The sequence below is a fragment of the Richelia intracellularis HH01 genome (assembly GCF_000350105.1).
In the GTDB taxonomy this organism is placed as follows: Bacteria; Cyanobacteriota; Cyanobacteriia; order Cyanobacteriales; family Nostocaceae; genus Richelia; species Richelia intracellularis.
Window position 1 is genome coordinate 22,477 of the sequence record NZ_CAIY01000027.1, and the last position, 12,968, is coordinate 35,444.

The 12,968-nt window shown below is 31.9% G+C and carries 9 protein-coding genes; 7 read left to right on the forward strand and 2 right to left on the reverse strand.

Going from position 1 to position 12,968, the window contains the following annotated elements; translation table 11 throughout:
* Window positions 1-631 precede the first annotated feature (631 nt).
* From RINTHH_RS01905 to RINTHH_RS01920, 4 genes are all read left to right on the forward strand, one after another.
* Window positions 632-922 (forward strand): hypothetical protein, encoded by a 291-nt coding sequence (locus tag RINTHH_RS01905; RefSeq protein ID WP_044304396.1) that lies wholly within the window; start codon window positions 632-634, stop codon window positions 920-922.
* A 498-nt stretch (window positions 923-1,420) separates the two neighbouring features.
* Window positions 1,421-1,627 carry a hypothetical protein gene (locus tag RINTHH_RS01910; RefSeq protein ID WP_044304397.1) on the forward strand — a complete coding sequence of 69 codons (207 nt, stop codon included), beginning with the start codon at window positions 1,421-1,423 and terminating at the stop codon, window positions 1,625-1,627.
* A 92-nt stretch (window positions 1,628-1,719) separates the two neighbouring features.
* Complete coding sequence (locus RINTHH_RS01915) at window positions 1,720-3,708, forward strand: AMP-binding protein (RefSeq protein ID WP_008232254.1); 1,989 nt, start codon at window positions 1,720-1,722, stop codon at window positions 3,706-3,708.
* Between the two features lie 30 nt (window positions 3,709-3,738).
* A complete protein-coding gene (locus RINTHH_RS01920) occupies window positions 3,739-4,188 on the forward strand; it encodes a YlqD family protein (RefSeq protein WP_008232256.1) in 450 nt (149 codons plus the stop codon).
* Window positions 4,189-6,265: 2,077 nt separating this feature from the next.
* Here the strand turns inward: RINTHH_RS01920 and msrB are convergent.
* Window positions 6,266-6,673, reverse strand: coding sequence for a peptide-methionine (R)-S-oxide reductase MsrB (gene msrB, locus RINTHH_RS01925; RefSeq protein WP_008232258.1), 408 nt, complete (start codon window positions 6,671-6,673; stop codon window positions 6,266-6,268).
* Between the two features lie 2,985 nt (window positions 6,674-9,658).
* Between msrB and RINTHH_RS10630 the strand changes: the two genes are divergently transcribed.
* On the forward strand, window positions 9,659-9,871 hold the full coding sequence (locus RINTHH_RS10630) for a hypothetical protein (RefSeq protein ID WP_155943883.1): 213 nt from the start codon (window positions 9,659-9,661) through the stop codon (window positions 9,869-9,871).
* A 246-nt stretch (window positions 9,872-10,117) separates the two neighbouring features.
* On the opposite strand, the gene RINTHH_RS01930 is transcribed toward RINTHH_RS10630, so the two are convergent.
* A complete protein-coding gene (locus RINTHH_RS01930; RefSeq protein ID WP_044304458.1) occupies window positions 10,118-10,876 on the reverse strand; it encodes a Crp/Fnr family transcriptional regulator in 759 nt (252 codons plus the stop codon).
* Window positions 10,877-11,141: 265 nt separating this feature from the next.
* Here RINTHH_RS01930 and RINTHH_RS01935 point away from each other — a divergent pair, with 265 nt between their 5' ends.
* Window positions 11,142-11,984 carry a DALR anticodon-binding domain-containing protein gene (locus RINTHH_RS01935; RefSeq protein ID WP_155943884.1) on the forward strand — a complete coding sequence of 281 codons (843 nt, stop codon included), beginning with the start codon at window positions 11,142-11,144 and terminating at the stop codon, window positions 11,982-11,984.
* A gap of 689 nt (window positions 11,985-12,673) precedes the next feature.
* The gene (gene purS, locus RINTHH_RS01940; protein WP_044304459.1) at window positions 12,674-12,952 is read left to right on the forward strand and encodes a phosphoribosylformylglycinamidine synthase subunit PurS; all 279 of its coding nucleotides are present in this window, start codon (window positions 12,674-12,676) and stop codon (window positions 12,950-12,952) included.
* Window positions 12,953-12,968 lie beyond the last annotated feature (16 nt).

Genomic DNA, 12,968 nt, shown 5'->3' on the forward strand with positions numbered 1-12,968 from the left:
TTATTATATAAAAGTGTTTTTTGAGCTTTATTTTAGAGACTGATATTAACTAATTAAGGCACTCATTTTACGGCTATTTTTATTGCTCTATTGACCTACTTCAGTCGACTTTGAGTGGTTCTATATATAAATAATAATACATACAATCAATATTACAAACATGAAGTTATTATCTGAGTTATTACGGCATATTTGACTTCTAATGATTATAGAAAATGATAAAATTTACAATTACTAAAAATCATAGATACTATTATTTTTGTTGCTATTAAGATTCTATATACCATTGGAGTGAGTAAATGGGTAAAATACTATCGATGATAAGTATGTACTTCTAAGGAAAGAAACTTTATATTCTTAGTTTCGAGACTTTTCTCTTAAACTTAATGTATATTATCACTCCCAACTCTATATTTTGTTGATTTTCCACTTTAAACTAACTCATTTAAAGCCTCATTTATAGAAATGCTATATTCACTTTCAATCTTCTATATAATTTGTGAATTGATATTTATAGCTGATATAGTTTGAAGATTATTTTAACCTTTTCATTGAAAAATATGAATATATTGAATTCATTTTACCTAATTGTTGCCATAGTGTGAATAAATAAACTAGTAAGTTGATAACGATGAAATTGATTACCTTGATAATTTTATCGCTGCAAATTATCACCATAACACCCACTGCTTATGGAAATAGATGTGAAACTATTAATGCCCACAAGGTTTGTATCGTTGATCTTAAACGTAGCCCCAAAAGATACTGGAACTATCGAGTTAGTATAAGTATTGATGAAGAAAAGCAACCTGTGGAAATTTACAACTGTCGCAGTCAGTTTAAAATTCAACAGGATGGTAAGATTGTATTTTTCGAGGAGAATAGCCCTGGAAAATTCATTTGCAGAAATTTTAAATATTAATCATTAACTACGTGCACTAGTAGAGCTCGTAAAATAGTAGAAACGTTTAGTTTTTTCCCTACTACGAATGTGGCAAATATCTGAAGTTACTATTTTACTTTGGCTTTTTCTATAGTCTAGGATTATAGATATCAGCTTGGGTGAAATAATACATATGATCATATTTAGTAAGGTTAAGAGCACAATATCCACCAAGCTCATAATTAGTTGCCTCCCAGTTATTTGAGTTTTACGAGTAAATCAAACTTCCTGTTATATATCTGGATTATGAGTAGTTTTTTGTGCTTGCTTTTCCAGTAATAATAGACTAATAGCAATCTTTATCACTGCAAATTTGCTAAACAGAAAATTAATAATTGTTTGTCTATATTAATAGTTATTTATATATATGACTTCATTATAGCATAGCAAAATATAAATGTGTGGTCAGAAAATTTTGGAAATGCCTAGTTAATCCTAGTAAAAGTTAAGCATTAATGCGGATTTCTCTTGTACTATATGCCAGTTTACTGTTTCTCTGTATACATAGTTGAAGACGAAGTTATACTTCACAGAGGTGTAAGACAGAATGTTTTTGTGGAAATCAAACGAAAATATTTAGGAATGGAAATTAGAAGAACTTGTATCAAAGTACAAAACCCTAAGAATATAAATTTTACTTATTTGAGTTCCAGTTTGGATTTTGGTGCAGATGAAATTAGATAAAAATAATAGTGTCTATTGTGCTTGGCGATAATAACCTCACATTTAAGGATTTTAGAAAGCTATTAAAGCTGTAATAGGGGAGAAGATCTGTAATGTTAGAAATTAAAACCACAAAAAATTTTCCTTTGCCTATGACTGAAAGAGAACGTTTATTGCTGAAGGATTTAGTAGATTATTCGCAAGTGCATTCAATTCCAGAAATTTGGTCTGTGATAGGTGGTAGATTCGGGGATACATTAGCCTTGCTAGCCCCCCATTCTCATCCAGAAGTAATGTTTACTTATACACAATTGTATCAGCAAATTAAACTTTTTGCTGGAGGATTACAGTCATTAGAAGTTCAAGTGGGAATTTGTGTTTCTCTGATTGCCGACAATTCTCCTCGGTGGCTAATTGCTGATCAGGGGATCATCATGGCTGGAGCAGTAAATACGGTACGTAGCCCACATACTGATAGGGAAGAATTATTCTATATACTAGAAAATAGCCTGAGCACAGTCTTAGCAATACAGAATTTGCAAACCTTGGAAAAGCTGAGAGAGGGGTTAAATAATTTGCCAATTAGGCTAGTCATTTTGCTAACTGATGAAATACCTCCAGAAACAGAAACAATAACAATTATCAATTTTTCCCAACTTATAGAAATGGGGAAAAAGAATAAATTGCAAATCTTCCAGAAGAGCCGTAACGACCTTGCCACAATAATGTACACTTCTGGAACTACAGGTAAACCAAAGGGTATTATGCTCAGTCATGGCAACATGATGCACCAAGTGTCTAATTTGGGGACAATAGTGCAACCCCAGCCAGGGGATGTTATTTTAAGTATTCTCCCCACTTGGCATAGTTATGAACGTAGTGCAGAGTATTTTTTACTTGCCCAAGGTTGTACCCTAATTTATACTAGCATTCGCTTTTTCACAAGGGATTTAAAGCAATATAGGCCACATTATATGGTAGTTGTACCCCGAATACTTGAATCTATTTATGAAGCGATACAAAAGCAATTTCGGGAACAGTCAAAAATCAAGCAGCATTTGGTAAATATCTTACTGAGTTTCAGTAAAAAATATATTCAGGCAAAACACATTTCTCAAAAATTAGACTTGAATAAACTTAATCCTTCTACTAAAGAAATAATTATTGCTAACACACAAAAATTTGTCTTATTTCCTCTCCATTGGTTAGCTGACCAGTTTGTGTATAAAAAAGTAAGAGAGGTTACTGGAGGTAGAGTTAAACAAATTATCAGTGGTGGTAGTACTCTTCCTCAACATATTGATACCTTCTTTGAAATTATTGGGGTGGATATTTTAGTTGGTTATGGATTAACAGAAACCTCCCCTGTTACCCATGCACGAAGACATTGGAGCAATTTACGTGGTTCTTCTGGAAAACCTATTCCTGGTACAGAAACTAAAATTGTCCATCCGGAAAATTATCAAGCGGTAAAAACAGGTGAAAAAGGCTTGGTGCTATTGCGGGGGCCACAAGTTATGCAAGGTTATTACCAAAACTCGGTGGCAACGCATAAGGCTATAGATTCTGAAGGTTGGTTTAATAGTGGTGACTTAGGATGGTTAACAGTTAAAAATGACCTGGTATTAACCGGACGAGTGAAAGACACTATTGTATTAAGCAATGGGGAGAATATCGAACCTCAACCTATCGAAGATGCCTGTTTACAATCACCATATATTCATCAAATTATGCTTGTAGGACAAGATTACAAAAGTCTTGGTGCATTGATTGTTCCCAATTTTGATGCTTTAGAAAAATGGATGAATAGCAAAAACCTGCAATTATCTTTAGATGATGCTAGTCTTGCACAGGCAGAAGGTCAAACAATTAACCTGGAAAGTAAAATAATCCAAAGCTTATTCCGGCAAGAATTGAATCGGGAAGTGAAAAATCGTCCAGGTTATTGTCTAAATGATCTTATTGGACCCTTCAAACTGATTCCCGAGCCATTTTCTGTTGAAAATGGAACAATGACACAAACATTGAAAATTAAACGGTATGTTGTTACAGAACGTGACCGCCATACAATTAAAGCAATGTTTTCCCAAAAGTCTCAATAATGTACTAGATAAGTAACCCTAAATTTAAATATGGACATCCCCAATCAAAAATTACTGTTAAAGCGTGTTGTTAATGTCAAAGTTATCGTCACCCCTATTTGGAAAGATGAGATGCAACAACATCTACAAACTCAGATAAATCAAGTAAATCAACAGTTTCAAGAGATCGAAATGCAGGGGCAAAGAGCAATTACAGAAATTCAAAAACAAAGCGTACAACCTCCAGGGCCCCAAACAAATCAGCAAGTAAAAAATATTCAATTACAAATAAATGAGAAGAAAAATGAATTATTAGAACAAAAAAATCAATTGTTGCAAAACCTCCAACAGGTGCAGGTCTTAGAATTAGATCAGGAAGTAAATCAATTTCAGATGGAGGGACTTTTCCATGTAGAAATAGGTAATAATCTAATTAGTAAAATGCAGGTAGAAATTGTTATGCGAGACGGAATTATTGAAGAAATTCGCGGTGATATTTAGAATATTTGTATGCAAAAATACGGTTATAAAACTGCTTTACCTAATTCAGGCAACGCTAATATTTACTAAGGCAATTCAAAACTAAATTGTTTGTATATTTGCTGGAAAATAATTCAGGGTTAAAGTCAAAATTATGAAGCCCTATGGATTGGTGAAACTGATTACAGAATACCACCAAAGTAAAACTTCACAAAAATTATTAGTTAACATTTAATATCGACCACAATCATTGACCATTCTATGATGAAATAGTCCAGATTCTATCCCAAAAAAGACATTTTCAGGCATTAAATTATGCTTTATTAAGCTCCCAATTCTCATTATCTGGTATTTTGTTTAATTTAGTACTTTTAGATCTTGTATGTAGAACTATGAATATTATTATGATGCTTTTAGATTTTAAGAAATCCCAAATTAACCCTATGTATACTAATATAAGCTTACTTTAGTAAGCTACTGCTAGAGGCTTACGAGTACTTATTCGCTTTTACTAGATCAATTCAAGTTTTGTTCTTTTATATTTCAAGGTTAAAGGGTAAATGAATCAATCATAGCCCTTTTTACTTCCTCAAAGTATCTAATAAACTCCATATAAGAACTATATGACTTTCTTAGCATAAATTTAATAAGTACATCATAAATTAATAGGATGAAAACAAATATAATTTTAGCGGTTGAATATAATCAGATCCCTCTTATAGTTATTTATAGAAATGTTGAAGCTTTTTATCTGGGGATCAAATTCTCCAATATTTGTAGTTTATAAAAATAAGTATATCTTTAGATTGTCTCTATATTTTTTTCATACTTTAAATTATTTAGCTTACATTTTAAAACCTATTTTTCTTATGGGTTGTGAACATATTTAAATAGAAGAAAATATCATGATATATGAGGTTTAATGTTCAATAATATCTTGGCTGTTAGATATCGCTTAGTCCCATTTATATCTTTGTAAAAATAAGAGCCCCAGGTATTCATATCCCCACTACATATATTTTCTACTAGTTGCAAATCTCTTAACATCAGGACTATCAACTTATATTTTTTTAACTGGACTTAGATTATTCTGTGAAGATCACTATAAGTGTTATTCTCAGCTTAGCTATACTGATTTTTAAACTTAATTTTAGAGTTTAGAGAAACTTACGCAAAATAGGATTAGCAAATCAGAATCCAAATGCTTATAAAAAGTTTAGATATTTAATAGATGCTCAATTTTTGGTATTTTGATCAGGATAAAGTGACTTATTACTAATCCAAACTAATAAATAACTTTTACAATATATAACTAGCTGATATCAAAAATGCTTTTACACATTATAATAATACAAAATTCTTTAAAAATTGAATTATTGAGTATAACAGCAATCAATAAGTCATTATTTAGCTACATTTAATTTCTTTTAAGGTTAATTTAGTAATCATAAAAAAGTTGGTCTTGGCTCCACTTGAAGAGAGTGATGATTAAGATGTATTACTAGTATGTACGAGTCGGAGAATATTTTATATGCAGTATCAACACAATTATCAAATTATTCAAATATACGTCATTGTTGTTTAATCTAATTATTTAGTATAAAAAATAAATATTCAATTTCATTAAATTCATAATTCACTTAATATTTCAAGATTTTATTTTAAAAAATATTAGATATATGTAAGAGGACTACAAATAATGCACATAAACTTATAAGAATTACTAAAATATATTAAAGAAAGCATAATTTTATGTTATAGAAAAATGCACTATTTGAATTTAAGGTTAACTATGCTCTTCTTAAATATCTATATATATTTTTTCTAAATGTTATGTAACAACTTCTATTTGATATTGTGAACTTTTTAATTTAATTATTGAATAGTTTATCTAAGGTTAATAATATTGTTCAGATTATATTACTCCTATGGTAAAAAGTCTAAAACAATATAATTTTTAAGACTGCTTTACAAGCCTTTATATTTTTACATTAATCACATAAGTAGTATCAATATACTTGCAATGAAATTATTATATTTTTCAATCTCATATTGGCAATTGCATATAGGAGGGAAAATGCAATTGCCATTTGGTTAATTAAGCAGGAATAAACTTGAGTGCTACACCATTGATACAATAGCGCTGACCTGTAGGTGCAGGTCCATCGTTAAATACATGGCCGAGGTGTCCACCGCAACGACTGCAATGCACTTCTAATCGAGTCATAAATAAGGATCTATCTACAGATGTAGCAATAGCATCTTCAACAGGATTGAAAAAACTAGGCCAACCTGTACCACTATTAAACTTAGTTTCTGATGTAAATAAAGGTTGACCACATCCTGCACATAAATATGTACCTTGTTCATAGGTTTTATCCAAGATACTAGTACCTGCACCTTCAGTGCTATGTTTACGAAGGACACAAAATTGTTCTGGGGTCAAACTAGAACGCCATTCTTCTTCTGTTTTAGTAACTTCGAAGCTTTTATTAGAAGTTGCCATAAATTTTGAATCTCCTAGCTAAATAATCTAATAGCTATACTTTACCGAAAAGAACTGTACCTACTTCTAAAAAATTGTTTTCATGATATTAATTTATGGTCAATTACCCAAACTAGATTCAAATTGCCCATCTATACAAACAGATGGGAAGAGCACAAAGTAAAAGATACATAGCAATAATTTATATTTTACTTACTTTAGCAAAAGTTTATTGATCGACAGTGTGATAATTCCAATATAAACTCTGTAACTTTGCTAAGTCAGTGGTCTTAGTTTTTGGACATTACCATAAACCGATGAATAATGATAAAAAAGTCGTTGTTTAAAAGTTAGGGTTTTGACATATTAGGATAGGCGAGTAATTAATTTCGGTAAAATCAAGTCTAACTAATTTTTTTTAATGGACTCTATACTAGGAGAACATAAAGTAAAATAATAGCAAGAAGCTAAGATATATTAGGAAAAAAATGAATCAATGCAGTTTTTAAGCCAAGGTTGGTAGTTTTTCCTATGAATATTTTTTCTGCTTTTTAACTAGGAGATGTTACTAGTCAGTTTAGGGATATTGTACATAGTAGTTGTATATATATGAATTTCTTATAAATCTACTCAGTAGTTAATCATATTATTGTACAGCTATTTTTATAAATAAATTTGGAGCAATGTTCTCCTGGTGTAAATGATTGTCCTAAATTTAATAGGAACTCATAATAATTCTAATTTTTAACCTAAAGAATATGATACTAGTATTGTAATTGTGAGTCACAGATTAAATGTTTCCGTAATAGAAAGTTTTGATAATGCCCACTTCAATAAATATCCCTTAGAAAGACGATATTCGTAAATATTAAGTCATTTCAAATATCCTCATAAAAGAAGCTGATTTTTCCAGTCGAAGTTAATTAAGATGGTTTTTGCTAATTTTTTCTTAATACAGTCATTGAATTTTAGACTTTTGCTTAACAAAATTGGTATGATTATGAAATATGGGTTATGAGTCAAGGTTGGTAATACTAGAAAATAATTTTTGGCTCTCTAGCTTTAAGTATTCTTCTTTTATTGTCTCTTATACCTTAACCTAAATAGATAATCCTGAAAGTCTAAATTTAATACTATTCATTAGTAAAATGCCTCTGAAACAGAGTATTATCTGTGCAGTAAGTTTTACAACCATCTACATTCTAAGTCCATAAGCCTTTATAATGGCAACTTTATTCATATAGTAATATAAAATCTTATAAAGGTATTTTTATACTTTCTTTTCTACTTAGAAAGTACCAGGTTCAATTATAGTTGTTTATATATAAATTCTTCACTCTGGATATTGGAAGTATTATATAAATGAAATTATTTCCTATATACCTGATAGTAGCTAAAAGTATAAAAAGCCATTTACTAGCTTTTATAAAAGAAATTTAGGTTTATCTTTAAACATGTTTCTCCTTGACCTATTATTGTTTTGGCAGGAACCTCTACCACAAATAAAATATTTCCTGCAATGAGTAGAATATATTCACAATTAATATCCCAAGATAAAACAGATCTGCATTTCAAATGTGGACATATATTGCGTATTAATATATCCCTGCACATGCTAATATTGCACAACTCTACTTATGATTTTGGAGTTGGTACTAAATTATGTATATTCATAATCGATAGTAACTGGTTTTACCCCAATCCTCTTTTTTTATTTTGTAAAATCTGATATTAATTACTAGAATTAGGTTAGGGTATATCCTAGGTTAGATTTATGAAGATTAACTAATTTATATCAGCATTAGAAAATATCACTGCTCATCATTGATCTAAATGAGATTTATCTAAGTTGTTCTTTCAATCAACTAATGAAATTCTACAGCTTAACTGCTCAACGTATTAGGATAAATATTTATAAAGTTAGGAAATGAAAATTTTTAACCCCATAATTTTTATCTGATACTTTTAAAACATTTACAATTTATATATATGTGAATCTGAAGATTCAAATTTAAGTTAGATTTTGTATTTATTTATGTATTAACAACATGGGAGGTTAAGATAATTAGCCACTCTACTTCTGACAAAATAAAATCTGAAACGAGTAATTTATTAGGCTATCCATAAAAAAATAACAACCTGATCATAGTCAATACATTATCCAATCCTCCAATCTATACCTAAATATTTATAATAAATCAAGCAGTTGATATGAGACTTTAACTCAACTCAGCTTAAGGTCATTTTTACTTGGAGAGACTGATTAATCTTGAGTAAGCTTAATCACCCAGGTTTTAGAGCAAATAATTATGTTAAGAACCTTAGCAGAAAAAAATCGTTGTATTAACTCAATTATCAGAAAAATTTTCTATAAATTTGTACTAGTGGTGTAGTAATTTGAAGTTGTATCTTACTTATTAATAAGCTAATCAGACTTTGTCAAAAATACACAAGCAGATTACCCTTTAAATATCCCACTTCATGAGCCCTGATATTAGAGAATATTTTGTATAGATTAAGAGTAACGAAGTACCAAATCAATCTTTACTCTTACCGGTTACTGTAGGATCGACTAGGAAAAGTGTTAAGTCTGCTGTCTATAAATGAAATTTTTATTATAAGGAAGTATCAATTCATAAGACTTTCCTGATGGCAAATAAGCACTTGTAAATACAACACGGATTTACTGTCAAAACCAAATACTATCACTAGGTTGTTTGATACTAGTAATAGTATTCCTTGTACTTAAACTTTTAATATATTTATTAATAGAATAATTTAAGTATTTATAGCTGAACTCCGCCAAGCTTCTGAAAAATCAGGATACCATAAACCAGGTAGCCACCAGGGAAATTGCTTTGGAATAAATTACTATGGAAGCCCCACAACAGGCCAGTAATAATATAAGCGCATCCTAATTTATCAGTTTTATAGTCGAAAATTAACTAAACTATAGCTATACAAAAACTTGACCAGCCATAAGATATTATCAACCCAAAATTATGTTTGGTACATCATAAGCATTTACCCAAGACATTTTGGGTGGCAGGGCATTCGCTGCCAATTATGGAGCTGTTACCAATCACCACCCAAGTGTTGAGAAAAGTAACTGCTAGCTTTGGAAGTATTTATTTTGCTTCTCCCCTAGAAATTCTACCCCAATACTCAATTATAGTTTTGCCACTAGGGCAAAGTCAAGGGCAACATGTTGCTCCTTAGCAAAAACAACTCTTTATGCCGACAGAATATCTTGGAAAATGCAGTCAATTGAATATTGAGGCATTCCGAGAAGGCAGACACCCAGATTAACCGCAACATGTTTTTATAGTCAAACAGAATAGTCGAGCATGAGAATAAAGTGGGTACTACTTAATTATGCCAACTCTTTCTTAACAGAGCAGGAACAAAAACTAATTTCCCAACGGGAATTTGTTAGTATTCGTTAATACCTGCCCATAATAAATTCTAGCCGACTCGACTAATCGATTCAGCTGGCAGGCAAATTAGATTATCCCCCTGAGTAAGGATTAAGCCACGTTGACGCAGTTTACCCATCAACCGTGTGACAGTTACACGAGTAGAACCTATAGCACTGCCAATTTGGGCATGGGTAAGAGGAAATGGTAAACAATAACCACGAATCACATCAGGGTCGGTTTCGCTCATTGCTGGCTCTCCATATTCTTCAATCAACAATGTGAGGAATCCCAAAAGACGATCAATTGTACGCCTTTGCCCTAAAGCACTCAACCACAGTAATTTACGCTGATGCTGATAGCGGAAAGCATCCATTACTTCCCGACGGAAATGAGGCCAGTTATCCAAATCATGCCAGTACATCCACAACACCGCAGTTTGATCCACATGGGCATAAGACTGAAGTGTGAATGGTGACTGAGCAACTATTTCAAATGGTTGTCCTGCACCAACGAAACCCAAGAAAGCTTCTTCTGGGGTCCTGTTGATGCGTCTAGATGTTAATTGACTTGCTGTGGCACTAACTTGAGCTGTTCCCACCATCCGAATCGCACCCCTCTGCACCAAATATAGCAATCCAGGTCTGGCTGGAATGCGCTCATCTTTGCTAAAGGTACGACAACGGTAGTGTTCTTGAGCCCAATCGATAATCCGTTGCCAAGTCAGAAATGGACGTGAAGCCTCAGAAAAGGAGGATGGAGATTGCATAATTAACAAAGAGCGTTCGGCTGAAGACAAAGACATCATAAAAAAGGGTGCAAGGAGTGTCTTTGTGTTGGCGTGTTGGCTTAACGCCATTAAACAGCGCCAGCCATCAAAAAGGTAGGAAGTAATTTTTCCCTACTCTTTTGTTATACTCTTAACTGTACAATGTTGTGTAGTATTCTTTACCTCTTGTTCAACTAATTTCACGAAATTATTATTTTTCTACTTTGAAAATAAAGTTATGTCCACGGACATATGACTAAAAACAAGTAATCTGAGCTACTTGCCACCATGAACGTAATTCTTTGTGCATAAAAAGCTACTGGTTCCTAAATACACAGCAATTAGACAGCTTATATCCATTCAAATACGGATATCTCTAAATGTATATGCTGGTAAAAGCAAAAATTTACATATGAATCTTGCTCATATACATCTACACAAAGTTAGAAATAAAGGTAAGATATCTTACGCAACTTCAGTAGCCTTTATCTTGTCAAAACTTTGTAATATGAGGGCTACTGAAGTTGCTGAAGGGATAGGAGAAAACTTATCCACTAAATTGGGGGGCCAGTTTTTTGTTAATGTCAATCCCTCAGGATTGATTAAAATATTGGTCAGCGACCAGTTTATTGCAAATTGGTTAGATAGTTTAATAAGTTCAAGTTCTGAGAATGATTTAACTATTGATTCTGCTGGTCTTGCATACTATTCTCCAACTCTATTTACCGCCCAATATTGCCATGCCCGCTGTTGTTCTTTACTACGCTTAGGAGAGCGGGAGAGACTGATTAGGCCATGCAGAGCCACCCAGAGTTCACTTTGGTTGGATGAAGATGAAAAAATTCGCTGTGATCACCAAACAACAAGTTGTTTAATTTCTGAGTTGGTACAAATAGTAGATTGGTTATATGACGACTGGGAAAGCTCTCAAGATATAGGTAAATCTAATAGGAAAATAAATTGGGAGAAGAATATAGTAGGTTTAGTTAATACTTTTACAGCTTTCTGGGCTGATTGTCGTATTCTAGGTACGACAATCAGCCCAGAATTAGCACAAATGAGGTTTAATCTGATTTTTGCAACTAAGTTAGTTTTAGAGTTCCTATTATTAAATCATTTGGGTATAGCTGCTCCTAAATCAATTTAAAGGCAAGCCAAAAGTTTAGAAGTTGGACCATTGATAAAATTAAACAAGTATTTTCAAATTATTTTAAGAGATAAAAACCCTTAAAAGGAAAATAAAAAATGAAGTATGCTTATACCATTGTCTAAAAGTTAATCAAGATGAAATTTTTACTAATTAACTTCCATGGTTTTAGATTTTTATCACATACAAAAATAATTCTAAAAGTTTGGAAGAGTTATTAAACTTACGATTATCTTATAACTTTCTCTCCAAACTATGTATATTGCGTATAGATTATTAGCTTAATACGGTAATATAGATAGCATATTTTACAAAAAAATAAGTGATATTTGCTTTAATTTCATCTAGTAAAGGGCTTCTGCAATTCATTAATTTATCCATCTAGGCTAAGCCGTCTACCTCTAAGACTTTCAAGGGCAAGTATACCTTTGCCAAACATGCAATTTAGTCATGGCGACGCAATTATACAATAAATGCCTTGAGTAGAAATACCTTATGTTAGTTATCGGGGTAGATACAGGATGCACTCTTGGAAATGGATTTGTATAAATTTATTATTATGAGTAATTTTTTTCCTAAAAAAGGCTTAAGTCTGACTAATTGTATAAATTATAGTGGTTCCTGGGAAGTCTTAATTTTCATTCATGTATAACCGGAATTTATCAGTTGCAGCATTCAAGTAGATGTCAGTGAAAAGAAAATATAGAGCGAAAATTTGGGTTACCCTACGCCCTTCAATACTAGATCCAGCTGGTGTTGCAGTGCAGTCGGGTCTGAAATATCTGGGATATGATAATGTAGAGCAGTTACGCATTGGCAAGTATATTGAATTGTTGATAAATGCCAAGGATGATAGAATGGCAAATCAGCAGTTAAATGATATATGCAACCGAATGCTGGCAAATCCAGTCATTGAAAATTATCGTTTTGAGATAATTGAAGTAGAATCCCAAACTGGGGCCTTTTAATTTTGTATTACCACTT